The following is a 24655-nucleotide window of genomic DNA, read 5'->3' as shown; positions in this document are numbered from 1 at the left end:
TACCCCGGTACCGAGCTGCGCCTCGTGTTTGAGGCGATCCAGTCGCATTGAATTTGGCGCCAAGTCAGGAGTTCTGCACTGGCGTCAAGGAGGTGGTGGATCGGGCCGAGGCCTTGCGACGCATGCGTGCCGCCGTCGATGCCCGCGAGGCCGGCGCCGACCTGGTCATCGTGGCGCGCACCGACGCTCGCAGCGCGCTTGGCCTCGACGAAGCGCTCTGGCGTCTGCGGGCCTTCGCCGACTTGGGGGCGGACGTACTCTTCCTCGAAGCACCGCGCGATGAGAGCGAGATGGCCCGTTTCCGCGACGAGGTTCCAGGCGTGCGCATGGCCAACATGCTGGAGGACGGCATCACGCCACTCCTTCCACCTGAACGACTCACCGAACTCGGCTACCGCATCGCGGCCTACCCGCTCACCCTACTGAGCTGCGCGGTCCGCGCCATGCAGCTGGCACTGGAAGACCTCGCCCGGGGCCAAACACCCACCCAGCGAACCAGCTTCACCGAGCTGCGCGAGCTGGTCGGTTTCGCTGACTATGACGCCCTGGTCGCCCGCTACGCCCATGCGGACTAGAGGATCCGGCCCGCGCACAACCGCCTAACGGGGGCGCTTCGGCCTGCCCCATTTCGGCCCGGCGGGCCGCTCGTCAGGGTGCCGATGGACGGACCTCTTGGCGCTGGGCTTGGACCGCTTCGGCACCTCGAGCCCCGCCAGCTGCATCAAGTCCGCCACCTCAGCCTCGGTCAAGGGACGCCAGTTACCGGGGAAGAGACGCCGACCAAGCTCGACATTGCCGTAGCGGACACGGATGAGGCGGCTGACGGTGCAACCGGCGGCCTCCCAAAGGCGGCGGACTTCGCGGTTGCGCCCCTCGCGGAGGACGACGTGGAACCAGCGGTTGGCGCCGCTCCCGCCGCGCTCGCTGATGGCGTCGAATTTGGCTGGCCCATCCTCGAGTTCGATGCCGTTGCGCAGCAGCTCGAGCGCGGTCGGCGCAACCTCGCCCAGGATGCGCACCGCATACTCGCGCTCGATCTCCTGCGAGGGGTGCATCAGACGATTGGCCAGCTCACCGTCCGTGGTGAAGAGGATCAAACCCGAGGTATTGATATCCAATCGCCCGACGGCGATCCAGCGGCCCTGCTTGGGGCGCGGCAGTCGACGAAAGACGGTCGGGCGCTCTTCCGGATCCCGACGGGTGACGAGTTCGCCCTCCGGCTTGTGATAGACAATGATCTGGTGCTGCGCCTCCCGCTTGGGCTTGCGAAGGCGTACGTCTCGACCATCGACACGGATACGGTCTGCGCTGGTAGCGCGGTCGCCGAGCTTGGCGATCTCACCGTTGACGCGCACACGCCTTTCACTGATCCAGCTCTCGATCTCGCGTCGCGACCCGAGTCCCGCCTCGGCCAATAGTTTCTGAAGCCGAACCGGTTCTCCGGTCGGTGTGAACGCTGAGGGGCGTCGGGGCGGCTTTCTCATGCTTGGGCTCAACTCATGTGGCCTGGTCCGCGGTCGGCCCTTCGGGCGCCGCCGCCTGCGGCGGGTCGCTCAGGGCGAGTTCGTCGCCCAGGAAGGAAGCTGGATCGCGGATCTCAGAGAGTGGTGGAAGATCGTTCAGGGAGCGCAGACCGAAATAATCCAGGAACTTGCGTGTCGTGGCATAGAGGGCGGGACGCCCGGGGACATCGCGATGACCGACCACGCGCACCCATTCGCGCTCCGTCAGCGTCTTGATGATGTTGGTGCTGACGGCAACGCCGCGGATCTCCTCGATCTCACCGCGGGTAACGGGCTGACGGTAGGCGATCAAGGACAGGGTCTCCAGCAACGCGCGCGAATAGCGCGGGGCCTTTTCGTCCCAGAGCCGCGAGACCCAAGGCGCAACACTTGAGCACACCTGCACACGATAGCCCCCTGCGACCTCCGCGATCTCGATGCCGCGCGAGGCGTAGTCAGCCATCAGGTCCCGCACCGCAGCCATGATCTCCCCGCGCTCCGGACGCTCCTCCTCGCCGAACAGCCCAAGGAGCTGATCCAGGGTGAGCGGGCCACCGGCCGCGACGAGTGCCGCTTCGACAATGTGCTTAAGCGGCGGTGCTGTCATGGGCCTCAGACTGCATGGTTTCACGCAGGCGTACATGGATGGGCGCGAAGGGCTCGGCCTGGGCGAGTTCGATAATGCTGGACTTGATGAGTTCGAGCAGCGCCAGGAAGGTGACAACCACCCCTGCCCGTCCCTCGGTGAGATCGAAGAGGTCGACGAAGGGGCTGAAATCACCGCTCCTCAGGCGCTCCATCACCTGCGACATCCGCTCGCGCAACGAGAGTGACTCCTTTTCGACCCTGTGGCTGGTAAAGAGCTCGGCCCGCGACAACACTGCGCGCAAGGCCGCCAGCAACTCGCTCAGGTCGACGTCGGGCGGCTTGCGCTGGAGATAACCTGGCGGAATTCCGACCTGAACCGCGAAGACATCGCGCTCCATGCGCGGGAGGGCATCGATATCCTCCGCGGCCTGCTTGAAGCGCTCGTACTCCTGGAGACGCCGGACCAGCTCGGCACGCGGATCCAGGTCATCTTCATCCTCGGAAGGCGCGCGGGGCAATAACATGCGCGATTTGATTTCCGCCAACATGGCGGCCATCACCAGGTACTCCGCGGCCAGTTCCAAACGCATCTCGCGCATCATGTCGACGTACTCCATGTACTGATCGGTGATCTGCGCGATGGGAATATTGAGGATATCCAGGTTCTGACGCTTGATGAGGTACAGCAGCAGGTCGAGCGGACCCGCGAAGGCATCGAGAAAGACCTCCAGCGCGTCCGGCGGGATATAGAGGTCCTGCGGCAGCGTCAAGAGCGGCGCTCCTTGGACTATCGCAAAGGGCAACTCCTGCTGAGCACCGGCAGCATGGGCGCTCAGCACCGCTGGCTCCGAGGCGATCGACTCCACCGCCTCGCTCTGATTCGGTTTGCTCGACTCCGTCAGTCCCTCGGCCAGCTCGCGATCCGCGCCCCCGTCATCCATTCCCGCTACACGCCATCCGGATTTCCAACCTCGACCAGGGAGCCGCGAGCCATTCCATCCGCACTCAGAGCATCACCAGGGACATGGCGTGCCGGACTTCGTCGATCGTCTCACGTGCGACATCACGCGCCCGCTCACAGCCTTCATTCATGATGCTGCGGACCAGGTCAGGCTGCGCCTCGTACTCCTTCGCACGCTCCTGAATCGGCACCAGCTCCGCAAGCACGCCATCAATGACAGGTCGCTTGCATTCGAGACAGCCGATGCCCGCCGATCGACAGCCCTCCTGCACCCAGTCGCGCACCTCGTCGTTGGAGTAAACCTGATGAAACTGCCAGACCGGGCACTTCTCGGGGTCACCCGGATCATTGCGCCGCACGCGCGCAGGATCGGTCGGCATGGTTCGCAGCGCCTTTTCGACCTCCGCTGGATCGTCACGCAAGGCGATGGTGTTGTTATAGGACTTCGACATCTTCTGCCCGTCCAGGCCAGGCATCTTCGACGCCTTGGTCAGCAGCGCCTGGGGCTCAGGCAGGATGACGCGTCCGCCGCCTTCCAGAAAGCCGAACAAGCGCTCGCGGTCCGCCAGCGTGATGTTGCCCTGCCCGTCGAGCAGCGCTCGTGCGACTCCGAGCGCTTCCTGATCGCCTTGCTCCTGATAGCGCCGCTTCAGCGAATCGAAGAGCTTGGCGTTCTTCTTCCCCATCTTCTTCTTGGCGGCTTCGGCCTTTTCCTCGAAGCCGGGTTCGCGGCCGTAGACATGATTGAAGCGCCGCGCCACCTCGCGGGTCAGTTCGACATGGGCGACCTGGTCCTCGCCCACCGGCACGCGGCCGGCCTTGTAGATGAGGATGTCGGCGCTCTGCAGCAGCGGATAGCCGAGGAAGCCGTAAGTCGACAGATCGTGCTCTTTGAGCTTCTCCTGCTGATCCTTGTAGGTCGGTACCCGCTCAAGCCAGCCCAGCGGCGTGATCATCGACAACAGCAGATGCAGCTCGGCGTGCTCGGGCACGCGCGACTGCACGAAGATGGTCGCCGATCCTGGATTGATGCCGGCGGCCAGCCAGTCGATCACCATCTCCCGAGAACTCTCCGGGATGATGCTCGGGTCCTCGTAGTGCGTGGTGAGCGCGTGCCAATCGGCGACGAAAAAGAAGCACTCGTACTCGTGCTGGAGTTCAAGCCAGTTCTTGAGAACGCCGTGGTAGTGGCCGAGGTGCAGTCGGCCCGTTGGGCGCATGCCGGAAAGCACGCGCGCATTCTGAGAAGAGACGGAATTCAAGGTTGGGAAGACCTCGTGTCAAACGAAAAAGAGTTCTTTCACGATCCCTGAGCCCGGCAGCAAACCAACGGCAGCAATCACCAGAGGCAGCAAGATGGAGCCCAGCAGCCCAGTGACCAGGAGCGCGATTAGGATAATGAGCCCATAAGGCTCGAGTCGCGAAAAATAGTACGCCATTCGCGGCGGCAGCATGGCGTTGAGCACGCGTCCACCGTCCAGCGGCAGCAGGGGCAAGAGGTTCAGCACCATGAGAAAGACGTTGATCAGCACGCCGGCCGCACCCGAATAGATCAAGGGCAAGGCCACCCATTGACTGCTCTGGAGCAGCAGCAGACCGACCTGGATCAGCAGCGCCCAGACCAGGGCCATTAGCAGATTGGCTCCAGGTCCGGCCACGGCGACCAGGGCCATGTCACGCCTTGGATGCTTGAGATTGCGCCAATTCACGGGCACCGGCTTTGCCCAGCCGAATAGAAAACCGGCCAGCATGAAGGTCACGACCGGGACGACGATAGTGCCAATGGGATCCACGTGCTTGATCGGATTGAAGGTGACGCGGCCGAGCATCTTGGCCGTGTTGTCCCCGAGCCGGCTCGCCACCCAGCCGTGCGCGGCCTCGTGGACCGTGATGGCGAGCAGGACAGGGAGGGCCAGGATGGCGAGAAGCTGAATTTGGTTGAGGGCTTGCATTATTCCTCGAACAGAGTGGCGTCGCCCTTGCCCTTGCGCTCGAGCGCCGGTGGATCGGTTGTCATATTGACGACGGTGGTCGGCTCCATGCCGCAGAAGCCGCCGTCGATCACGGCATCGACGTGCTTATCCAGGATCTCGCGCATCTCGTAGGGATCCGTCAGCGGAAGCTCGTCGTCGGGCAGGATCAGCGTGGTACTCAGAATCGGCTGATTCAGCTCGCCGAGCAGCGCGCTGCAGATCTCGTTGTCGGGCACGCGGATACCAATGGTCTTGCGCTTGGGGTGCTGCAGGCGCCGCGGCACCTGCTTGGTTGCTTCGTGAATGAAGGTATAGGGGCCGGGCGTCAGCGACTTGAGCAGACGGAACGCCTGGTTGTCGATCTTGGCGTAGGTGGTGATCTCGGAGAGATCGCGACACACCAGGGTGAAATTGTGCTTATCGTCCACCATCCGGATACGACGGATGCGCTCCATCGCAGACTTCTCGCCAATCTGGCAGCCCAAGGCGTAGGAGGAGTCCGTCGGATAGACGATAATGCCCCCTTCCAAGAGAATCTCGACCGCACGGCGCACCAGCCGCGGCTGCGGGTTATCCGGGTGAATCTGAAAAAACTGTGCCATCCCCGCCTCTTCAGCCGGCCGCAGCCCTAAGCTCAGGCACTGGCGCGGCCATCTCCGGCCAATCGTGCCAGATCGGCAAACAGCCATCCGGCAGCCGGGCGAGCCGGCCAAGCTCGACGCTAGGATTCTCGGGGCCGTGGTAGTCAGAGCCTGCCGAGGCCATGAGGTGCTGCTCTCGGGCGTGGCGCGCGAAGGTGAAGGCATCGTCGCGGCTATGGCTTCCGCTCACCACTTCCACACCAACACCACCGAGTTCGCGGAACTCCCCGAGCAGCGCCTGCATCCGGGTGCGGGTTTGCTTGTAACGTGCCGGGTGTGCGATGACCGCCTGACCACCCGCGCCGCGAATCCAGGTGACGGCCTCCTCCAGGGTTGCCCAGTGGCCGGAGACGTGGCCCGGTTTGCCGCTGATCAAGAAGCGTTTGAAGACCTCGCCGGTGTCTGCGGCCAGACCACGACTGACCAGGAAGCGCGCAAAGTGAGTGCGGCCGATCAGCTTGCCGTTGGACAGCGCCTTGGCGCCTTCATAGGCACCCTCTATGCCGCGCTTGGCCAGCCGGCGTCCAATCTCCTCGGCACGCCAGGCGCGAAATTCCATCAGTCGGCCAAGCCCTTCCTGCAAGACGCCATCGGTCGCGTCCAGGTTGAGCCCGACCACATGGATGGTGCGATTACCCCAGGTCACGGAAATCTCAACGCCCGGAATCAAATGAATCCCCATCCGGTTTGCCGCCAAGCTGGCCTCGCTCAAACCATCCGTGGTGTCATGATCCGTGAGCGCCAGCAGCTCGACTCCCGCCGACGCGGCGCGCTGCACCAAGGCGGTTGGTGACAAGGTTCCGTCCGAAGCCGTGGAGTGGGAGTGCAAGTCAGGGGTCGGTTTCATCTGCATAGTTTAACTGAACGCCGATGCAGGCGTGATAGCTGGATAGGCAAGACGGGGGCCAGCTCCGTTGCTATCCTTCAATGAATCCGCTCGGAGGCGCCGGTTTCCAGATCCCGGCACCCGCTCCACGATGTTGAGGAGAGACATCGGCATGATACTTCCCCCCATCGACATCAGTTCCATCGCTGATCGGTTGAACGAGATCGGTGATGACCTTGAGCAGGCTTACGACGAGGTCGCGGACGCAGACGGCCCAGAACCCCGCGTCCTCTTGGATGGCATGCAGCGGCTGCTCGACATCATGCGCGCCGCAGATGCCGGCCTGCCTGCCAAGTTCCCTGAAAGAATCCAAGAGGCTACGGGCTCGGACCCAGAGGTCTTGCTCGACCACGGGCTGCGCCTGCTAGCACAGCTCAGTGACCTCGCAACCCAGCTCGATCTGCCGCGTCACGCCGAGCAGATGGAGCAGCTCGGCCTCCCGCTGTGCTGTTGGCTGCTGCGCCGCGGCGCAGAACTCAAGCATCCCGAGCCAGTCGTCAACGCGGCCGCCCATATTGCCAACGGCCTGCACACGACCGATGAACTCGTCGAGCTATTCGGACTGCTGAACGAGGTGATGAGCGGCATCGGGATCGAGCGCGCCTTGGAGCTGGAATCAAACCACCCAGAGCGCCCTTGGCGGGTGCTCCTGCTCAATCGCGCCATCGTCGCCACGCGAAGCCGCCAGCCTGTCCTGATGGAGGAGGCGTTTCAGTCAGTCGTCGAGCACCTTAGGGAGGACGCCCCGGACTTCTTTCGCGAAGGCATGGGACAAATGGAGGCTCTGGATTATCCAGTTCAAGTCCGCGAGGTCATGCAGCGCTATTTCGACGTCTGGTGCGTGGGGCAGAAGCTGCACTGACGCTTGGCCGCCATGGTGCAGCCTGTGAGAAATCCCTTGGCGGATCGGCATGGCCATGTGGACCGAGCCAGCGTCACCGCCTGATTCACCCTCCGCCGGCGACCCTCCGCCCAGATCAGCCGGGAATCAGATGCTTCTGCAGGCGATACAGCAGGGTATCCCGAGTCAGCCCCAACAAGCGAGCAGCGCGGCTCTTGTTTCCGCCGGCAAGTGACAGCGCTTGTCGAATCAGCTCGGCCTCGAGGCTGTTGAGATCGATCCCCTGAGGCGGCAGCTCGAAACCGGAAGACGGCCCCGAGCTTGCCTCGCCGCGACGCACCTCGGGCGGCAGGTTCTCGGGGCCGATCTCCGCGCCGGGTAGCAAGATGACCAGCCGCTCGCAGAGGTTCGCCAGCTCCCGCAGATTGCCCGGCCAATGGTAGCGACGCAGCAGGCGCTCCGCCCCCGCCTTGAACCAGGGCGCAGCAAGTCCGTGGCGCGAGACCGCCAGGGCAATGAAGTGCTCCGTCAGCAGGGGGATATCCAGCACCCGCTCGCGCAGCGGCGGAACCTCCAAAGGGACGACACAGAGTCGCTGGTAGAGATCCCGTCTGAAGCGGCCCTGCTGCGCCAAGGACGCGAGATCCTGCGTGCTCCCGGCGATGATGCGCAGCGGCAGGGGCTGTGCGGCGAAATCCTGACGCGCCAGGAGATTGATCAACCGCGCCTGATCCTCGGCGCACAGCTCCGAGACCTCGCTGAGGTAGAGGGTCGCCCGGGCTGCCGTGATGCCCTCAATGAATGTGCCCAGCTCCCCTTCCCGCGCCCCCGTGCAGGCAAACTCGTGGAAGCAATCCGCGGGGAAGCGATCGGTGTAACGCGGGCTCGCGATATGGATCTCGCGCGCGAGACTGGACTTACCGCTGCCGGGCTCACCAAGCAGCAAAACACTCACATCCGTCGCCGCGACCATCCGAGCCGCATTCATGAGACGCGAAAAGGCGGGAGATCGTCCAATAAGCTCGGTCTTCACAGGGCTAATTCCCTACTGCGTTGCTTGGGCATGATCCGGTCCGCCGGTTGAGGCCAATGCCCACCAACCGGGTTAGAGAGTCTCTTGATTGTATCCCTGATCCTGATTGTATCCATGGTAGTAGAGCGTAAACAGGGCCAAGCCGATCAAGGTGATTCCGGCCAAGGCCTGCAGTCGCCGGCTTCGCGCCAGCAGGCCGAGGCGCCCGGCCAGCAAACCCGTTGCAAGCATCACCGGCAGCGTCCCAAGACCGAAGGCGGCCATGTAGATGGCACCGGCGAACCAGCCGCCCTGGGCGGGGGCACCGATCAGCATGCTGTAGATCAGACCGCAGGGAATCCAGCCCCAGATCAGGCCGATCAAGAGCGCGCCCAGCGGGCTTCTCACCGGCAGCAGGCGCTGGCGCGCCGGCTCGAGACGGCGCCACAGCGGCAGCCCGACCCGCTCGATCATGGCGAATCCCGGCAGCCAGCCGCCGATATAGAGTCCGATACCCATCAGCACGGCAGCCGCGACCAGCCGCATGACCTGCTCCAGCCAGCCGAGTGCCGAGAGCTGGATCAGGCTCGCGCCCAGCCATCCGAAGGCGGCACCCGCGATACAGTAGCTCAGGATCCGTCCGAGGTTGAAGAGAAGCTGGTAGCTGACGTAGCTTGAGGGCTGCCTGCGCACCGACTGCGGCAGCGAGTAGCTGATGGCCCCCGCGATGCCGCCGCACATCCCGATGCAATGCAGCGCACTCAAGAGCCCGACCAAGAATGCCAACGGGTAGGCCGGGCTCATTTTCTCGACGACACCCAGACACAGCTCTGAGGAGAGGACCTAGTGGAGTTTTTGAAGGCTAACCTGGACTTCGGTGTCATGGGTCTGCTGGGATTCATGAGTTTCTTGATGATCGCCTTCGTCATCGAGCGCTTGCTCTACTTTGCCCGCGTCGACCTGGCCAGTTTCGACGACGCCGAGGACCTGGATCTCGCGCTGACCCGACATCTCACGGCCATCGCGACCATCGGCGCCAACGCGCCTTATGTCGGGCTGCTAGGCACTGTGCTCGGAATCCTCATCGCCTTCTATGACATCGGGCAAAGCGGCGCCATCGAGACCACCACCATGATGATTGGGCTCGCGCTCGCACTCAAGGCAACGGCACTCGGGCTGGTCGTCGCCATCCCAGCACTCATCTTCTACAACGCTCTGCTGCGACGCACCGAAGTGCTCAAGGCGCGCTGGCGGAAGGGACGCCGCTCATGAAGCGCATGGATCAGATCAACGTCATTCCCTTCATCGACATCATGCTGGTGCTGCTCGCCATCGTCCTGACCACGGCGACCTTCATCAGCGAGGGGCGGCTCGAGATCCGCCTGCCCGAGTCCAAGGCGCAAGCCCAGTCGGACAGTGAAAGACGTCTCGAGATTGCGATCGACGCCGATGGCCACCTCTTCCTCGATAGCAAGCCCTTGAGCCTGGAGCAACTGGCCGGCCAGCTCGACGGCCTGAGCAACGACACACCCATCGTACTCAGAGTGGACGCGGCAACCCGGTTCGAGCGCTTCGTCGACGTCATCGACGAACTCAAGGCCCGGCAGCTCGAGCGACTCAGCATCTTGACGCAGCGCTCATGAGCCGAGCCCGACGCTGCCGGCGCTGTGTCTGGGGCGGCCTGCTGCTCTCGGCGGCCATTCACGCAGCCATCGCAGCAGCCGTCTTCAGCTTCAGAACCACGACCTTGCCGGAGGGCGGGTCGGGCAGTGGAGAAGCGCGCGTCGCGCTGGACCTCGCCATGTTCGTCGCTGACACCCAGGCTCCTGCGGTCGAGGAGCCGAGCTTGGCACCAGCCGAGCCGCCACCCAAGGAGCCCGAACCGTCAGCGCCAGAGCCCCAGGAGCAGCAGCCCGCCCAGCCCCCGCCGGAGCCACTAGAGCCGGAGCGCAGGGCGCCTCAAGCAACGACGCCAATAGCGACGAAGCCCCTGCCAGAACCAGAGACAAAACCAGCACCGAAGCCGAAGCCGAAGCCGAAGCCGAAGCCGAAGCCGAAGCCGAAGCCGAAGCCGAAGCAAGAACTTAAGCCAAAGCCAAAGGCCGTCGCAACGCCACCGCAGCGATCAACGCCCAAGCCCGCCAAGAAGCCCAAGCGCGTGGCCGCGGACCAGGAATCGCTCAGCTCCAAGAAGACCAAACCGGCGCCAGCGCCGAGCCAGCAGCGGCGCGAGAAGGGCTCCGGCCGAGCAGGCTCCCAAGCCAAGGGGAAGGCCGCCGGTGGTGTGCCTCAAGGTCAGAGCGGCGCATCGCGGGCAGTCAAGGCCGCAGATGAAGGCGCCTACCTGGCTGCGCTGCAGCGCGCCATCAGCCGCCATCAGCGCTATCCCATGAGCGCGCGGCGCAAGCGTGAAACAGGCACGACGATGGTCGCCTTCACCATTCAAGGCGACGGCAGCCTGAGTCGGATCCGCATCGCGAAATCATCGGGACATCATGCGCTCGACCAGGCGGCGTTGCAGGCGATGTACCGGCTCAGGCGCTTCAAGCCGATTCCGAAGTCGCTGGGCCGGAGCACCTGGGCGTTGCGCGTACCGATCCGTTTCGATCTCAAATGATTTTGATCTCAAATGACCCGAAGATGCGCACCAAAACCGCACAGTGGCGGACTCGCAGGGATAGAAATGGACACCACTGGATCACACCTTAGTTATCATTTCCTTCAGCATCGACTGAAATACTGAAAGACGAGGACAAGACACATGGCCGCACTCGACCTGGACCACCTGGAGCCACTGCGCGCGCAGCTCGACGGACACGCCATCTATGGCGCGATTCAAGGCGTGAAAGACCTCCAAACCTTTATGCAGCACCATGTCTTCTCGGTCTGGGATTTCATGTCGCTGATCAAGTATCTGCAGCGCGCGATCGCCCCGGTTCAGGTGCCTTGGGCGCCCGCCTCCGACCCGAGCCTGCGGTATTTCATCAACCAACTGACCCTGGAAGAGGAGTCGGACGCCATCCCGCTCGACGCTGGCGAGACGCTCTACGCCAGTCACTTCGAACTCTACCTGCGCTCCATGAGGGAGATTGGTGCGGACGCGGAGATGCCGCTGCGCTTTCTCGAGCTGGTCGCCGAGCAGGGCGTCGACAAGGCGCTCTATGCCGACATGGTTCCCCTGCCCGCCCGCTACTTCACGGAAACGACCTTCTGCTTCATTCGCGAGGACAAGCCACACCTGGTCGCCGCGGCGCTGGCGATCGGCCGTGAGAACCTCATCCCCGGCATGTTCAGGAAGTTCCTCGACCGGATGGGAATCGACGCCAAGCAGGCACCGACCTTCCATGCCTACCTGAACCGGCATATTCATCTCGATGAAGACTTTCACGGACCGCTCTCGCTGAAGCTCCTAGAAACGCTTTGCGGCGATGATCCAAAGCGCATCGAGGAGGCGGAGACCGCCGCTGAGGAGGCCCTGTGCGCGCGCATCCGCTTCTGGGACGGCGTGGTCGAGGCCATCGAAGCCGGCCGCAGCTAAGGCTTGCCTGCTGCGGACATCGCCAAGCAGCGGACATCAAGGCACAGTGATAACCCAGCATCTTGACAAGTTATTTGCCGCCTCCATCCTTGCCTATGCATTGGTAATTCGCCACATAGTAAATTTCGGAGGAAGAACAGATGACCGCAGCCATATCGGTGCCTTTGGACAACGAGGGCTTCCTACTCGACCGTGACGACTGGAGCGAGGAGATTGCGCTCGAACTCGCACGCTCCGACGACTTTGAAATGACCGAGCAGGTCATGCATTTCATCAAGGAGGCACGCGCCATGTACGAGGAAGATGGCGTCGTGCCCCCGATTCGGATCTTCGCCAAAAAGCAAAAGGTCTCCACCAAGGACCTTTACAACATTTTCAAGAAGGGCCCGATGAAGCTCATCTGCAAATGGGGCGGCCTGCCGAAACCGACAGGCTGCGTCTGATCAGACTTCGCCCCTGTTGTAATCGGGCTGAGCCGTGATGTTGTGGATACTGAGGTCTGCGCCGCGATACTCTTGCTCTTCGCTTAGGCGCAGCCCGATCAAGAGCTTGATCAGTCCGTAGACGGCAAAACCGCCCACCAGGGCAACGCTAATGCCGATGAGGCTGCCGACCAACTGCGCCATAAAGCTCACACCGCCCATTCCGCCAAGCGCCTCGAGCCCGAAAATCCCCGCTGCGAGGCCACCCCAAAGCCCACAGAGCCCGTGCAGCGGCCAAACACCGAGCACGTCGTCGATGCGCCATTTGTTCTGAGTCAGCGTAAAGGCGTAAACAAAGAGTGCGCCGGCGACCCCTCCGGTAATAAGCGCACCAATAGGGTGCATCAGATCCGATCCCGCGCAGACCGCGACCAGCCCTGCCAGTGGACCATTGTGCAAGAAGCCGGGGTCATTCTTACCCACGACAAGGGCCGCCAGGATCCCGCCAACCATCGCCATCAGTGAATTGAGCGCGACCAGACCGCTCACGGCCTCGACGGTCTGAGCAGACATCACGTTGAAGCCGAACCAACCCACTGTCAGCGTCCAAGCACCAAGCGACAGGAAGGGGATGGAGGACGGCGGATGCGCCGTTATGCTGCCATCCTTGCGATAACGCCCGGCGCGCGAGCCGAGCAGCAGCACGGCGGCGAGCGCAATCCAGCCGCCAACGGCATGCACCACCACGGAGCCAGCGAAGTCGTGGAAGGGTAGCCCGAACAACCCTTCGATGAAGGATTGCATCCCCAGATTGCCGTTCCAGGTCATGCCCTCGAAGAAGGGATAGACGAGCGAAACGATGACGAAGGACGCCAAGAGCTGCGGATAGAAGCGCGCGCGCTCGGCGATTCCACCGGAGATAATCGCCGGAATCGCCGCCGCGAAGGTTAGCAAAAAGAAGAACTTGACCAGCTCATAGCCGTTCTTGTCCTGCAGCGCCTGGGCACCCGAGAAGAAGTCGATGCCATAGGCCAGACTGTAGCCGATGAAGAAATAGGCGATGGTCGAGATCGCAAAGTCGCTCATGATCTTCGCCAAGGCATTGACCTGATTCTTCGCCCGGACAGTCCCGACCTCCAGGAACGCAAAGCCGGCGTGCATCGCCAGCACCATGACGGCTCCGATCAAGATAAATAAGACGTCAGTACCTGCCTGCAGTGATTCCATACTTCTCATTCTCGCTTGACCAAAATTGGTGCGACCTCGCAAGCAGGGATCAGGCCAATGGCGCACAGCTGGCTTTCACGCGCATTCTGCTCGAACCCCGCTGCCGAGCGCGCATATCGCCCATTGCAAGCCTCAAGATATTGAGCGGGAAGCGGGATCGGAGACGTCCAAGCAGGATTCGACTCATGGCAGCGAGCCCGCATTCATCCCCATGGCATTGGAGATATGGACAGTGGTCGCGCCCTCGCACGCGAACCTTCAGGGCATCGAGCGCACCATAGTAGGGCATTCACAAACCCAAGACGCACCATGATAAGCCCTGCAAGTCGCCTCGACTGATCGATGCGCGCACAGCGGAGCCCCTGGAAGTCGCAGGATTTCGCCTGCTGCCGATCCTGCTTGGTACCGGTTCACAGATTCGAAATATCTTGCTATGCATTTTATCGATGACGCCGATAATCGGACGCTTGAATAATGTCGCCGAATGGCGGAAACGCGGCCCAGCTGCAGATAGACCCCTGGCCAAGGCCAACGATCAAGAGTGGGAGAGCCTATGCGACCATCAATCATCGGCGTCTTGATCGCCATCCTGACCTCACTGGGCGCAAGCGCGGTCAGCCTCCTAGCAGGAGAGAAGGCGCCGCTCGTCTACGCAGCCGACCTCACCCTCGGCACGCTCGTCGGCCTCACGCTTTGGATCTTGCTGAGAAGGCTGATCGTTACGCCGCTCCGAGACCTCGAGACGACCATTGACTGGATGCGTAGAGACGGGGATCTCTCGCGCCGCGCTCAGAACTCGTCCGGCCCCGTCGGCAAATGCGCCGCGCAATTCAATGCCTTGATGGAAAGCTTCCAGGGGATCATCGGCAAAGTCATCTTCGATGCCGAGCGTTTGGCCACGGCCGCCGACATCCTCGGCGGACATGCACGCAGTGTCGCCGAGGGCTCGGACTCCCAACGCGGGGCATCCGGAAACCTGGTGGAGAGCATCGAACAAATGCGCTACGGCGTCGACGCCGTCGCAAGTCACGCCGCAGACACGGCCAAGAACGCTCAAAGCGCGAGAGATCTCTCCCAGGAAGGCGCCAAAGGCGTGTCCAACGCCTCCGAGGAGATCGACCGCATCGCCGTCTCGGTGCAAGAATCGGCGCAAGTCATCGCCGCGCTCGGCGAGCGCTCCCAGGCGATCGGCGGCATCGTTCAGGTGATTCAGGAGATCGCAGAGCAGACCAACCTGCTGGCGCTCAACGCGGCGATCGAGGCCGCCCGAGCCGGCGAGCAAGGGCGCGGCTTCGCCGTCGTCGCCGACGAAGTCAGGAACCTTGCCAAGCGCACGGCCACCGCGACCAGCGAGATTGGCTCCATGATCTCAGCCATCCAGGACGAGACCCGCACCGCCATCGCCTCCATTCGCGTGGGCAGCGATCAAGCACGGGCGGGAGCCGATCTGGCGCGTCAAACCGCCGGCACGCTCGACCGCATCAATGACGGCGCCGAGCAGACACTCAGCTTGGTCGACGGCATCGCGGCGTCCATGACAGAGCAGAGCCGGGAGGCGGAGCGTGTCGTCGAGCACGTCCATGACATCATGTCCATGATCGATCGCAACGCTATCGGGGCTGCGGAGACGCTTCGAGAGGCCCAAGAACTCGAGAGCCTAGCGACGAACCTCCACGAAATCAGCAAGGTCTTCCAACTCGGCCCGCTCGGCCAGCGCTCCATCGAGATCCATCAGCGCATGACGGACGTGGTGCGCGAGGCGACCAAGGCACTGAGCGAGTCCCTTGAGCGCGCTGTTGTCAGTGGGGAGATCAGCGAAGAGGCGCTCTTCGATCTCTCCTATACACCCATCCCCAACACCGAGCCACGGAAATACAACAGCCCCTTCGACAGACTGACGGACCGGATCTTCCCTCCGATTCAAGAGTCTTTCCTCCGTGCCCATTCAGAGGCCATCTACGCAGTCGGCTGCGACCTCAACGGCTATGTGCCCACGCACAACGCCCGCTTCTCCCAGCCGCTGACGGGAGACCCGGAGCAGGATGTGGCCAACAACAGAACCAAGCGCCTCTTCGACGATCCGGTCGGCAAGCGCTGCGGCGCTCATGAGCTGAGCTTCCTCATCCAAACCTACCGGCGCGACACGGGCGAGATCATGCACGACATCTCGGCACCGATCTACGTCAAGGGACGCCACTGGGGCGGCTGTCGCATTGGCTATCGCGCTTGATCGCTCTCATCGAGGACGGACTCATGGCAGCGCGGGGACGTCGCGCCGGGGCGGCGCTCCCACGCATGTCCAGAGGTTGCGCACTTGAGCGAGGATACTCGGACAGCGCCTAAAGTCCCGACTGCACGGATTCCGGCTCGGGCCTGGGCAGCCTCCGTAACGTCTCCGCCACGTCCTCGCTGAAGTCGGCAAGCGTGGCGCTCAAGGCCGCAATCATGGCGTTGTCGTCGCCCGGCGCTTGAATGGGCCGCCGGTATTCCTGTTCACGCACCCTCAGCACCCGGTCGAGACCAGCGTCCAGCACCGTCCAGCGGACCTTCAGCAGGGCTTGACCCTCGGCGGTCCCCTCGAAGGCGAGCACATCGGCAGCCACCCGAAAATCCAAGGGATAGCGAATCTCGCTCGGAAAGATGATGATCTGGCTGGTCCCGAGCAGCACGGCGAGATTCTCGCTCCAGACCCGCAGGAAATCGTCCTGAACCGTCCCGCCCCAACGCTGGAACTCGTCGACCTTGAGACGGTTGCCGGTCTCGCGAGAGACGATCTGAGGGCGATCGAGGAAGACAGGGAAACTCACGGGGCCTAGGCCGACCCCCAGCCCTTCCGCCGCGATGATGCCGCCTTCACCCGTGGCCGGCAGCGACGAGAGTGTGTAGAAGTTCGAGGGCGGAGTGCTCGCGCAGCCACCGACGAGCACCCCCGCCAGGCTTACAGCCACCCATCGTTGCCTGGTCGACCTCATCGCCCCCTCCCCTTGCCGTGCAGCAGCGCTTCTGGATGGCGCTCGAGATAGTCGGCTATCACGCGCACCGAGCGCGCCGCCGAGGTCACTTCTTGAAACATGCGTTGCATCTCGATGTACACCGGTGAATTGTTGGAGATCATGGCATTGGCGCTCTTCAAGGTTGCGGTGCTCTCTTTGAGGGCAGCCGCCAGTTCGGGCGCGATATCGGTATTGAGCTTGGCCGCCAGCTGGCGCACCTGCGCCAGTGAGGCCTCCAGCTCTCGGATCGCGCCCTTGAGTTCCTCGGAGTTGACCAACTGATTGACGCCCGCGGCGGCCTCGCTCAGATCCTTGCCGATTTGATCGATGGGGATGGCGTCGATCTTGTCGAGCACGTTGGTGACCTTGGTGGTCAAGGCCTCGAGCGGAGTCGGAATGGTCGGGATGACCTCATAGCCGCTATAGCTCGCGACGACCTGAGGCTCGGACTCTGGATAGAAATCCAGATCCACGTAGAGGTCGCCGGTCAGTAAACTCTCGAACTTGACCTGGCCGCGCAGGCCGTTCTCGACCAGGCGATCGATGAGTCCATCATCCTCCGGCACGCGCTGCCCTCCCTCGATCGAAATCCGATCGGGCTCGACCTCGACCAGCACCGGAATACGAAATCTGAGGCTTTCCCGATCGAACTGGAGCTGCACATCCAGCACTCGGCCGATATCGATCCCCTTCAAGAGCACCGGAGAGCCAACGTTCAAGCCACGCACGGAGCCGTCAAAGAACAGCAGATAGCGCTGTTTGCGCGAATAGGTCTTGGCATAGGCCGCGTCTCGCGTCGCATAGAGCGGAAAGGTCTCCGGGAGCAGGTCACTCTTGGCATCGAGATCCAAGGTATCCAGAGTGTCGAAGGACACGCCCCCGATCAGGACGGACAAGAGCGACTGGGTATCGACCTTCACGCCCGCACCCGAGATCGAGATGTCGATCCCGCTCGCGTTCCAGAAGCGAGTATTCGCCGTCACCAGGGAGTCATGGGGCGACGAGAGAAAGACCTCGATGCTGACCGCCTGACCATCCTTGTCGAGCGCGTAGCCAACGACTTGCCCGACCTGGATCTGACGGTAGTAAACGGGCGAGCCAATATTGAGCGACCCCAGCGAGGGCGCCCGCAGCACGAACTGCTGTCCGTCCTCTGAGGTCGTGATGGCCGGGGGCTCCTCCAGCCCCTCGAAGCTACGCTTCGCGCGCCCTTCGGTGCCGGGATCAAGCGCGATGTAGGCGCCCGAGAGCAAGGTATCCAGCCCCGAGACCCCGCTCGCCGTCACCCGTGGGCGCTCAACCCAGAACTTAGTGTTCTCGGTCAGAAAGTTCGCGAAGGCATGCTTCAACTCAGCGGTCACGATGACGCTCTTGAGGTCTCCGCTCACATCGATCGAGGTCACCTGCCCCACGTCCACGTCCTTGAATTTGACCTTGGTCTGACCCGCCGCGAGTCCAGAGGCGGTCTTGAACTCGATGGTGACGGTGGGACCCTTCTCGGACAGCGTCTTGACCGCCAGCCAAACCCCGATAGCGACCGCGACCAGCGGAATCAGCCACACCAGGGAGAGACTGCTGCGCTTCCTGATGATCGCCTGAGAGACGGGCTGCTCAGACGGATTGTCCGCCGGGCCCTGGGGTGAGACTCCCTGACCCATCTGGGGCTCTGACATGCTCCCGCTCCAAGACGTCCCAGATGAGTCTGGGATCAAATGACATGGCCGCGACCATGGTGACGATCACGACCGCACAAAAGAAGATGGCGCCGACCTCCGCCTGCACGCTCGCCAGGTTCCCGAGCCGCACCAGGGCCACCAGAATAGTGACCACATAGACGTCCACCATGGACCAGCGTCCGATGGCCTCCGTCAACCGATAGAGCCGGGTGCGGTCCCGTGGACTCCAAGTGCAGCGAAACTGGACCGACAACAGCAGCGTCACCAGGATCAGCAGCTTCAGCAGAGGCACGAAGATGCTGGCGACGAAGACCACAATGGCCAATGGCCACATGCCATGCGTCAGCAGGAAGACCACACCGCTGTAGATGGTATCCGATTGGCTGCGGCCCAGCGACGTCACCGTCATGATCGGCAGCAGATTCGCCGGAACATAGAAGACGATGGCGGCGAGCACCAAGGCCCAGGTCCGCTGGAGGCTGTTCGGCTTGCGCCGGTGCAGCACGTCCGTGCAGCGTGGGCAGCGCAGGTGCCGCCCATCGTGGATCGCCGAGCTAGGGTGCATCACCAGCTCGCAGACGTCGCAGGTCAAGTGGCCGTCTCCCGACCGAATGGGCCGGGAGACATCCTTCAAAGGCGGCACCCGCGACCAGACCAAATCCGGATCCAGCGCCGCCTGCGCCCCCGCAAGCACCAGAATGAGCACACCGAAGGCGAACAGCGAGGTCCCCGGGACGATGGTCGCCATCTCCGAGAGCTTCACCACCGAGACCAGGATCCCCAGCATGAAGACGTCCATCATGCCCCAAGGCGTCAGCGTCCGAACGAATCTGAAGACTCGCGGCAGCCAAGAGGGCATGCGCTCCGAGCGCAGCGGAATGAGCACCACCAACAGCAACGACAATTGCAGGCCCGGCGCCAGGATGCTGGTGAAGAGCACCACCCCGGAGATAAACCAATTCCCCGCCTTGTAGAGATCGATGACCCCCGTGAGCAGCGTCGTCTGGGTCAACTGGCCCTGCATCTCGAAGGACAGAAAGGGAAAACTGTTGGCGACGACGAAGAGCACCATGCCGGCGATGGTGAGCGCCAGCGTCCGGTTGAGACTGTCGGGGCGGTCGCGATGCAGCAAGCTGCCGCACCTCGAGCATTCCGCCGCACCGCCTGGCGGCAGTACGGGGTTACGCTGCAGTAGCCCGCATTCGAGGCATTCGGTCAAGGCGTCGTGATACATCCGTGCAGAGTCTCGAGGATCTGGCGAACAGTGGCTTCTTGCACGCGACAAGTATGCCGAGCCGTCCGAGATGTCACCAGCCCCTTGCCGCTCAAGTACCGCAGAAGGTCTGCCGAACCACTTCGTGTGGCGCTGGCGGACGTTGAAAGGCTGGCGTCTCGGTCGCTTCCTCCCAGGGACTGGCGAGCACGTCCAGCAAGGCGTCCAGGGGCCCAAGATCCCCTTCGACGGCCGCACTCAGCGCCTCTTCGACGCGGTGATTGCGCGGGATCACGGCCGGATTGGCGTGGCGCATCAGGGCGGCGCGCGCTTCCGCCGTGAGCGACTCCAGCTCCAGTCGCGCGCGCCAGCGCGACAGCCAATCGTCGAGCGCGGGAAGCGCGCGCAGCTCATCGCGGATCCCTTGCTCGCGCCCCAAGGCGGCGTCGCAGAGGGCACGGAAGCTGTTGGTGAAATCGGCATCGGCGGCGCTCATCGCCTCGAGCAGACCCGTGACGAGCGCCCCATCCTCCGGATGAGACTCCGAGAGTCCGAGCTTGGCGCGAAAAACCTCCAGGTAGGCGGTCTCGAACCGCTGCGGGAAGCCATCGACCGCCGCCTGCGCCATCGCAAGCGCCTTGTCTTGATCGGCGTCGAGAATGGGCAGCAGCGCCTGCGCCAAGCGTGCAAGATTCCACTGCGCGATGCGCGGTTGGTTGCCATAGGCATAGCGCCCGCCGTGGTCGATCGAGCTGTAGACCCGACTGGGGTGATAGTTGTCCATGAAGGCGCAGGGACCGTAGTCGATCGTCTCGCCGGCGATCGACATATTGTCCGTGTTCATGACGCCGTGGATGAAGCCCACGCCCAGCCAACGCGCCACCAGTCGCGCCTGGCGGTCGATGACGGACTCCAGCAGCGCGCGGTAAGGATGCTCGTCTTCCCGCGCGTCCGGATAATGCCGAGCCATGACATAGTCGGCGAGCTGATGAATTGCCTCGATATCCTGCCGCATCAGGAAATACTCAAAGGTCCCGATACGCACATGACTGCGCGCCACGCGCGTCAGCACTGCCCCTGGCAGCGGCGACTCACGATAGACGATCTCACCGGTCGCCACGGCCGCCAGCGAGCGCGTCGTCGGAATGCCTAAGGCGGACATGGCCTCGCTCACGATGTACTCGCGCAACACCGGCCCAAGCCAGGCACGACCGTCACCGGCGCGCGAAAAGGGTGTCCGTCCCGAGCCCTTGAGCTGGATGTCGAAGCGCTCCCCGTCCGGCGCCAGGATCTCACCGAGCAGAATGGCGCGCCCGTCGCCAAGTTGCGGCACGAAATTGCCGAACTGGTGCCCTGCATAGGCCATGGCCAAGGGATCCGCCCCGTCGGGGACCTGGTTGCCCGCCAGCATGGCGACCCCATCCGGCGCGGCCAGCGCGTCAGGATCGAGCCCGAGTTGCTCGGCCAAGGCCCCATTGAGCTTAACCAGCTCCGGCAGCTTGACCGGGACCGGCGCCAGGCGCGCGTAGAAATGATCGGGCAAAGCCGCGTAGGTATTATCGAAGGCGAATGTCATGCGTCGACTCCAAACTTCCGGAGCCAAGAGACTTGGGGCGGGACACCCCGAGCGAAAGACCAGGCGCCGCTGTCAGCTGCAAAGGTCATCGATCAGGTTTCCGACGCGGAGAAGGCCCCCTTCGCCCTCAACAAGATCAGCAACCAGATCGAAGGCGTCGGCGGACCCGACAAGTTCGTCGAGCTCATCCAAGACTGCGTGACCTGGATCGGTAAGCCGCAGTCGCGGGGGTATCGCTACATCCGCCCCTGAGCAGCGGCATCAAGGCGTGAACGGCTCGCGCGATCTTTGCCTCAAAGGCTCGTCGCATCTGAGCCCAGGACACCACCACAAACTCGAGCTGAAAATGGCGATGCGGAAAGGGGCTTGCTCCTCTCCAAGTCGCTGGCAAGGGCATCGTAACGATTCGAGTGGGCTTGATCGATTCCGAGCAGTAGTTCAACAATCCCGCCCCAGATCCTTCATAGAATCACGCTCGGCTGGAAAGAAAATACACCAGGGCAAACCCGTCGAAAGGCGGGGGCGCAAAGTCACCGGTCTAAGGGGCCCTGCCCTACGACAGCGGGATTGCCGGAAGGTCAAGCACGACGCAACGTGATACTTTACTCCGACAACCCTGCGGCCGCGTTCAATCATCGACGAGGAACCGCAGCGTGCTTACAACACATTCAAAACACTTTTTCTCCACATCAAACTGGCTCGCCCTGTTTCTAGCGCTGATTGCAATCGCATTCTTGGCCGGAAATGCCATTGCAGCCCCCGGCAAGAGCAAATCCCGTGAAGGACGAATCCTGGTCGAGCCAAAGGCCGGACTTAGCACAACCGAGTTCGATGACATCCTCAGAGGCCAGGGTGCGCACTCGGTTGGGCGACTACGCAATCTGAAGGTACACGAGGTCGAGGTTCCGCCGCAGGCGGAAGAGGCGGTCGCCAAAGCCCTTTCCCACAACCCAAACATCGCCTTCGCTGAGCCAGACGCACTGGTGGAACCAGCGGATGTGATCCCGAACGACCCCAAATTCTCGAGTGCCTGGCACTTTCCGACCATCGCGGCGCCCGCCGCCTGGGAAGACTCTCAAGCCGCAGGGATCTTGATCGCCGTTCTCGACACGGGTGTCGATTCGACCCATCCAGACCTGGCAGACAAGCTACTGCCCGGATGGAATGCGGTCGATGGAAGCAGCGACACCGCCGACATCAACGGTCACGGCACCGCAGTTGCGGGAACAGCAGCGGCCTCCACAAATAACGCAACCGGAGTAGCCTCCGTCGCCTGGGCCGCCCGGCTACTGCCTGTCCGCGTCACGAACAGCAGCGACGGCTACGCATACTTCAGCGACATTGCACGAGCCCTGACCTGGGCCGCAGATGAAGGCGCCCGCGTCGCGAACATCAGCTTTGGAGTGAGCGGCAGTTCGACCATCACCAGCGCGGCGAACTACATGCGCAGCAAAGGCGGCGTCGTTGTAGTAGCCGCAGGCAATGACGGCACGAATTCCACCTTGAGCGACAACCCAGCTATGATCTCCGTGTCGGCAACGACCAGCGCAGACGTCAAGGCAAGCTGGTCCACCTATGGCAATTTCGTGGATGTCGCAGCGCCAGGCGCATCCATCCTCACGACAAATCGCGGTGGTGGATACGGCAGCTGGAACGGAACGTCATTCGCGAGCCCGGTGACCGCTGGCGTGGTCGCCTTGATCATGGCTGCCAACCCCGAGCTGACCCCAGACCAAGTCGAGGCGATCTTGGAGCAGTCCGCCGACGATATCGGCGGCACGGATTGGGACATCTACTACGGCGACGGGCGCGTCAACGCAGCCGCCGCCGTCAGCCTAGCCTTGGTCACCGATTCCATCGACGAGATCGCACCCCAGGTCACACTGAGCGATCCTAGTGGCGGCGAGCCGCTGTCCGGGCAGATGGTCCTTCAAGTTGAGGCGACCGACAATATCGGGGTTACCGAAGTCGTTCTGTTGATCAATGGTGCTGAGGTTGCCTCGGACGCGAGCGCACCCTACGAGTTCTCTTGGGATACGACAGCAACGCCGGACGGCGTCGTCAAGGTCACTGCCGAAGCCTATGACGCCGCTGGAAACCTAGGAGCAGACAGTCTGACAGTCGAGGTCGCCAATACTGTGGCGGAGCCGGATGTGACGGCACCTGTCGTCAGGTTCCAGAGCCCGACCGACGGAGCAACGGTTGAGAAACGCGTCAATGTCAGCGTGGTCGCAAGCGATGATGACGCGGTTGCATCGCTAAAACTCTATATCGATGGCCGCCTCGTGAGCGTCAGTAGCAGCGATTCGATCAGCTACAACTGGAACCTTCGGAAAGTTGCAGACGGCGATCATACGCTTAGCGCCCTAGCAACCGACGCGTCAGGAAACGAAGGCCAAAGCAGCATCGCGGTCAGCATTGGCGGGGCGTCAGAGAGCGAGGCATCCAACCCTGGCAGAGGGAACAAATAGCGTCACCGGCTAGAACAAGCCGCAATCAGAAACGACCGAGCCGGCCCAAGGCCAGCTCGGTCGTTTCTTGTCTCTGAAACCCCAAAACCGTATCTCTGCGTCCGCTTTCTTTACACAACGAGCCGCACAGGCGTTCAGCCAGCATCATAACAAACTGATCTAATTATATTCAGACTTTCTGGCACATTATATGCTTAGATGATATCCGGTTCAGAACTTGCTTATAAAGCACAAGCGTCTGTAATTTCTTGAATATATCGCTGGACTCTAACACCACAACGATTCGGCGATTAATCCTTATAATGTTGTAAATTATATAATTTCCAGGCGTAGGCATATTCTGTTCCGGATATCCTCTTAACTATAGTCGTCTAGAAAATCGATGTCTGGGCCGGACCTGACGCGGATGAATGGTCAAAGCAGAGTTAGCCCTGTCCAGCCCCGAATATTGTAGCAATCGGAGAATTGAGATGAGCAGTACACGAGATTTCGGGCTGGCAACGGTCATGCTACTGATAGCTGGCGCTCTGACTTCGGCCCACGCAGTACCGAACTTGCAGCTCCCCAAGGGCAGGCCAGCGGCTTTGGCCGCCGCATCATCGAGGCGGTTGAGGTTGCGCACGAAGTCATCGCGCTGCGTCCGCACGGCCTTGCTCAGGCGACCTCGGCAGAGTTGATCAGCAATTCCCGCTGAAAATTTTTTCTCTTGAGCGACAATGGGTTGGGGTAGCCTGAAAAAAAGTTCTTCGTAGACTTTTGGCGCCGACTCGGTAGACTGGCCGGCATCATTTCAGTGTCGGATCGAGAGGGCGGTGCTGATGAGCGCTCCGTTTTGCCGCAAGCATCTCAGCATTGAGGGGCTGCTGAAAGAAGCGCATCGGGTGTTTCGTCGAATCCCCGATGCACCGGGTCACGACATCGCCTTGGTCGATCATCTGATGTCAGGGCTAGCGCTCTTCGGGTTGAAGTATCCCTCGCTGCTGCAGTTCGACCAGGACTGCCGGGAGGAGACGACGCGAGCGAATCTCAAGGCCCTCTACGGGATTGAGCAGGCCCCGAGCGACACGCGCCTGCGCGAGCGTCTCGATGAGCTTGACCCCAGTCCTATGCGCCCGCTGTATAAAGCCTTGCTGAG

At 62.4% G+C, this 24655-nt stretch carries 24 protein-coding genes and 1 riboswitch; of the genes, 10 read left to right on the top strand and 14 right to left on the bottom strand.

Going from position 1 to position 24655, the window contains the following annotated elements:
• Window positions 1-47 precede the first annotated feature (47 nt).
• The gene (locus G3480_RS18185; RefSeq protein ID WP_240905906.1) at window positions 48-575 is read left to right on the top strand and encodes an isocitrate lyase/PEP mutase family protein; all 528 of its coding nucleotides are present in this window, start codon (window positions 48-50) and stop codon (window positions 573-575) included.
• A gap of 24 nt (window positions 576-599) precedes the next feature.
• On the opposite strand, the gene rluB is transcribed toward G3480_RS18185, so the two are convergent.
• The 7 genes from rluB to G3480_RS18150 all read right to left on the bottom strand — a co-directional run bounded on the left by rluB (window position 600) and on the right by G3480_RS18150 (window position 6512).
• Window positions 600-1484: a 23S rRNA pseudouridine(2605) synthase RluB gene (gene rluB / locus G3480_RS18180; RefSeq protein ID WP_164655303.1), complete on the bottom strand. Its 885-nt coding sequence runs from the start codon at window positions 1482-1484 to the stop codon at window positions 600-602.
• A gap of 13 nt (window positions 1485-1497) precedes the next feature.
• Window positions 1498-2109, bottom strand: a complete 612-nt coding sequence (gene scpB / locus G3480_RS18175) for an SMC-Scp complex subunit ScpB (RefSeq protein WP_164655302.1) — start codon at window positions 2107-2109, stop codon at window positions 1498-1500.
• A complete protein-coding gene (locus G3480_RS18170) occupies window positions 2090-3031 on the bottom strand; it encodes a segregation and condensation protein A (RefSeq protein ID WP_164655301.1) in 942 nt (313 codons plus the stop codon). Before G3480_RS18170 ends, scpB begins: the two co-directional genes overlap by 20 nt.
• Window positions 3032-3095: 64 nt before the next feature.
• Window positions 3096-4313, bottom strand: a complete 1218-nt coding sequence (locus G3480_RS18165) for a tryptophan--tRNA ligase (protein WP_164655300.1) — start codon at window positions 4311-4313, stop codon at window positions 3096-3098.
• 18 nt (window positions 4314-4331) lie between these two features.
• Window positions 4332-5003, bottom strand: coding sequence for a site-2 protease family protein (locus G3480_RS18160; RefSeq protein ID WP_164655299.1), 672 nt, complete (start codon window positions 5001-5003; stop codon window positions 4332-4334).
• A complete protein-coding gene (locus tag G3480_RS18155) occupies window positions 5003-5626 on the bottom strand; it encodes an L-threonylcarbamoyladenylate synthase (protein WP_164655298.1) in 624 nt (207 codons plus the stop codon). Before G3480_RS18155 ends, G3480_RS18160 begins: the two co-directional genes overlap by 1 nt.
• A gap of 10 nt (window positions 5627-5636) precedes the next feature.
• On the bottom strand, window positions 5637-6512 hold the full coding sequence (locus G3480_RS18150) for a PHP domain-containing protein (RefSeq protein WP_164655297.1): 876 nt from the start codon (window positions 6510-6512) through the stop codon (window positions 5637-5639).
• A gap of 151 nt (window positions 6513-6663) precedes the next feature.
• Between G3480_RS18150 and G3480_RS18145 the strand changes: the two genes are divergently transcribed.
• Window positions 6664-7413, top strand: coding sequence for a hypothetical protein (locus tag G3480_RS18145; RefSeq protein WP_206171782.1), 750 nt, complete (start codon window positions 6664-6666; stop codon window positions 7411-7413).
• 115 nt (window positions 7414-7528) lie between these two features.
• On the opposite strand, the gene G3480_RS29270 is transcribed toward G3480_RS18145, so the two are convergent.
• A complete protein-coding gene (locus G3480_RS29270) occupies window positions 7529-8425 on the bottom strand; it encodes a sigma 54-interacting transcriptional regulator (protein ID WP_338114170.1) in 897 nt (298 codons plus the stop codon).
• Window positions 8426-8497: 72 nt separating this feature from the next.
• Window positions 8498-9208, bottom strand: coding sequence for a sulfite exporter TauE/SafE family protein (locus G3480_RS18135; protein ID WP_164655296.1), 711 nt, complete (start codon window positions 9206-9208; stop codon window positions 8498-8500).
• 42 nt (window positions 9209-9250) lie between these two features.
• On the opposite strand from G3480_RS18135, the gene exbB reads away from it, so the two are divergent.
• From exbB to G3480_RS18110, 5 genes are all read left to right on the top strand, one after another.
• The gene (exbB, locus tag G3480_RS18130) at window positions 9251-9676 is read left to right on the top strand and encodes a TonB-system energizer ExbB (protein WP_164655295.1); all 426 of its coding nucleotides are present in this window, start codon (window positions 9251-9253) and stop codon (window positions 9674-9676) included.
• On the top strand, window positions 9673-10047 hold the full coding sequence (gene exbD / locus G3480_RS18125) for a TonB system transport protein ExbD (protein WP_164655294.1): 375 nt from the start codon (window positions 9673-9675) through the stop codon (window positions 10045-10047). Before exbB ends, exbD begins: the two co-directional genes overlap by 4 nt.
• Window positions 10044-11021, top strand: a complete 978-nt coding sequence (locus tag G3480_RS18120) for an energy transducer TonB (protein WP_164655293.1) — start codon at window positions 10044-10046, stop codon at window positions 11019-11021. The genes exbD and G3480_RS18120 overlap by 4 nt, the downstream gene beginning before the upstream one ends.
• Before the next feature lie 144 nt (window positions 11022-11165).
• Window positions 11166-11942, top strand: coding sequence for a DUF3050 domain-containing protein (locus tag G3480_RS18115; protein WP_164655292.1), 777 nt, complete (start codon window positions 11166-11168; stop codon window positions 11940-11942).
• Between the two features lie 140 nt (window positions 11943-12082).
• Complete coding sequence (locus tag G3480_RS18110; RefSeq protein WP_164655291.1) at window positions 12083-12385, top strand: TusE/DsrC/DsvC family sulfur relay protein; 303 nt, start codon at window positions 12083-12085, stop codon at window positions 12383-12385.
• Here G3480_RS18110 and G3480_RS18105 read toward each other — a convergent pair whose 3' ends face one another.
• A complete protein-coding gene (locus G3480_RS18105) occupies window positions 12386-13591 on the bottom strand; it encodes an ammonium transporter (protein ID WP_164655290.1) in 1206 nt (401 codons plus the stop codon). It abuts the gene before it with no gap.
• A 553-nt stretch (window positions 13592-14144) separates the two neighbouring features.
• On the opposite strand from G3480_RS18105, the gene G3480_RS18100 reads away from it, so the two are divergent.
• A complete protein-coding gene (locus G3480_RS18100) occupies window positions 14145-15821 on the top strand; it encodes a methyl-accepting chemotaxis protein (protein ID WP_164655289.1) in 1677 nt (558 codons plus the stop codon).
• A gap of 109 nt (window positions 15822-15930) precedes the next feature.
• On the opposite strand, the gene G3480_RS18095 is transcribed toward G3480_RS18100, so the two are convergent.
• The 4 genes from G3480_RS18095 to G3480_RS18080 all read right to left on the bottom strand — a co-directional run bounded on the left by G3480_RS18095 (window position 15931) and on the right by G3480_RS18080 (window position 21049).
• Window positions 15931-16539 (bottom strand): PqiC family protein, encoded by a 609-nt coding sequence (locus G3480_RS18095; RefSeq protein ID WP_338114169.1) that lies wholly within the window; start codon window positions 16537-16539, stop codon window positions 15931-15933.
• Between the two features lie 20 nt (window positions 16540-16559).
• Window positions 16560-18257 (bottom strand): PqiB family protein, encoded by a 1698-nt coding sequence (locus G3480_RS18090; RefSeq protein WP_240905905.1) that lies wholly within the window; start codon window positions 18255-18257, stop codon window positions 16560-16562.
• Complete coding sequence (locus G3480_RS18085; RefSeq protein ID WP_164655287.1) at window positions 18196-19494, bottom strand: paraquat-inducible protein A; 1299 nt, start codon at window positions 19492-19494, stop codon at window positions 18196-18198. The genes G3480_RS18090 and G3480_RS18085 overlap by 62 nt, the downstream gene beginning before the upstream one ends.
• 91 nt (window positions 19495-19585) lie before the next feature.
• Complete coding sequence (locus tag G3480_RS18080; RefSeq protein WP_164655286.1) at window positions 19586-21049, bottom strand: protein adenylyltransferase SelO; 1464 nt, start codon at window positions 21047-21049, stop codon at window positions 19586-19588.
• Window positions 21050-21538: 489 nt separating this feature from the next.
• Window positions 21539-21624, top strand: a riboswitch (cyclic di-GMP riboswitch).
• 78 nt (window positions 21625-21702) lie between these two features.
• Between G3480_RS18080 and G3480_RS18075 the strand changes: the two genes are divergently transcribed.
• Together G3480_RS18075 and G3480_RS18070 are read left to right on the top strand one after the other, a co-directional pair.
• The gene (locus G3480_RS18075; protein WP_338114168.1) at window positions 21703-23520 is read left to right on the top strand and encodes a S8 family serine peptidase; all 1818 of its coding nucleotides are present in this window, start codon (window positions 21703-21705) and stop codon (window positions 23518-23520) included.
• 818 nt (window positions 23521-24338) lie between these two features.
• Window positions 24339-24655 (top strand): hypothetical protein (locus G3480_RS18070; RefSeq protein ID WP_206171781.1); only part of this gene is annotated, 317 nt, incomplete at its 3' end.

The organism is Thiorhodococcus mannitoliphagus (assembly GCF_010915725.1).
Classification (GTDB): Bacteria; Pseudomonadota; Gammaproteobacteria; order Chromatiales; family Chromatiaceae; genus Thiorhodococcus; species Thiorhodococcus mannitoliphagus.
Note: the sequence above shows the minus strand (reverse complement) of the source record. Positions and strands in the feature narration are given on the sequence as shown.

Excerpts from the sequence above, each read along its gene's own strand:
- rluB (WP_164655303.1), bottom strand. The coding sequence starts at position 1,484 with ATGAGAAAGCCGCCCCGACGCCCCTCAGCGTTCACACCGACCGGAGAA.
- scpB (WP_164655302.1), bottom strand. The coding sequence starts at position 2,109 with ATGACAGCACCGCCGCTTAAGCACATTGTCGAAGCGGCACTCGTCGCG.
- G3480_RS18170 (WP_164655301.1), bottom strand. The coding sequence starts at position 3,031 with ATGGATGACGGGGGCGCGGATCGCGAGCTGGCCGAGGGACTGACGGAG.
- G3480_RS18160 (WP_164655299.1), bottom strand. The coding sequence starts at position 5,003 with ATGCAAGCCCTCAACCAAATTCAGCTTCTCGCCATCCTGGCCCTCCCT.
- G3480_RS18155 (WP_164655298.1), bottom strand. The coding sequence starts at position 5,626 with ATGGCACAGTTTTTTCAGATTCACCCGGATAACCCGCAGCCGCGGCTG.
- G3480_RS18150 (WP_164655297.1), bottom strand. The coding sequence starts at position 6,512 with ATGAAACCGACCCCTGACTTGCACTCCCACTCCACGGCTTCGGACGGA.
- G3480_RS18145 (WP_206171782.1), top strand. The coding sequence starts at position 6,664 with ATGATACTTCCCCCCATCGACATCAGTTCCATCGCTGATCGGTTGAAC.
- G3480_RS18135 (WP_164655296.1), bottom strand. The coding sequence starts at position 9,208 with ATGAGCCCGGCCTACCCGTTGGCATTCTTGGTCGGGCTCTTGAGTGCG.
- exbD (WP_164655294.1), top strand. The coding sequence starts at position 9,673 with ATGAAGCGCATGGATCAGATCAACGTCATTCCCTTCATCGACATCATG.
- G3480_RS18120 (WP_164655293.1), top strand. The coding sequence starts at position 10,044 with ATGAGCCGAGCCCGACGCTGCCGGCGCTGTGTCTGGGGCGGCCTGCTG.
- G3480_RS18115 (WP_164655292.1), top strand. The coding sequence starts at position 11,166 with ATGGCCGCACTCGACCTGGACCACCTGGAGCCACTGCGCGCGCAGCTC.
- G3480_RS18110 (WP_164655291.1), top strand. The coding sequence starts at position 12,083 with ATGACCGCAGCCATATCGGTGCCTTTGGACAACGAGGGCTTCCTACTC.
- G3480_RS18105 (WP_164655290.1), bottom strand. The coding sequence starts at position 13,591 with ATGGAATCACTGCAGGCAGGTACTGACGTCTTATTTATCTTGATCGGA.
- G3480_RS18100 (WP_164655289.1), top strand. The coding sequence starts at position 14,145 with ATGCGACCATCAATCATCGGCGTCTTGATCGCCATCCTGACCTCACTG.
- G3480_RS18090 (WP_240905905.1), bottom strand. The coding sequence starts at position 18,257 with ATGTCAGAGCCCCAGATGGGTCAGGGAGTCTCACCCCAGGGCCCGGCG.
- G3480_RS18085 (WP_164655287.1), bottom strand. The coding sequence starts at position 19,494 with ATGTATCACGACGCCTTGACCGAATGCCTCGAATGCGGGCTACTGCAG.
- G3480_RS18080 (WP_164655286.1), bottom strand. The coding sequence starts at position 21,049 with ATGACATTCGCCTTCGATAATACCTACGCGGCTTTGCCCGATCATTTC.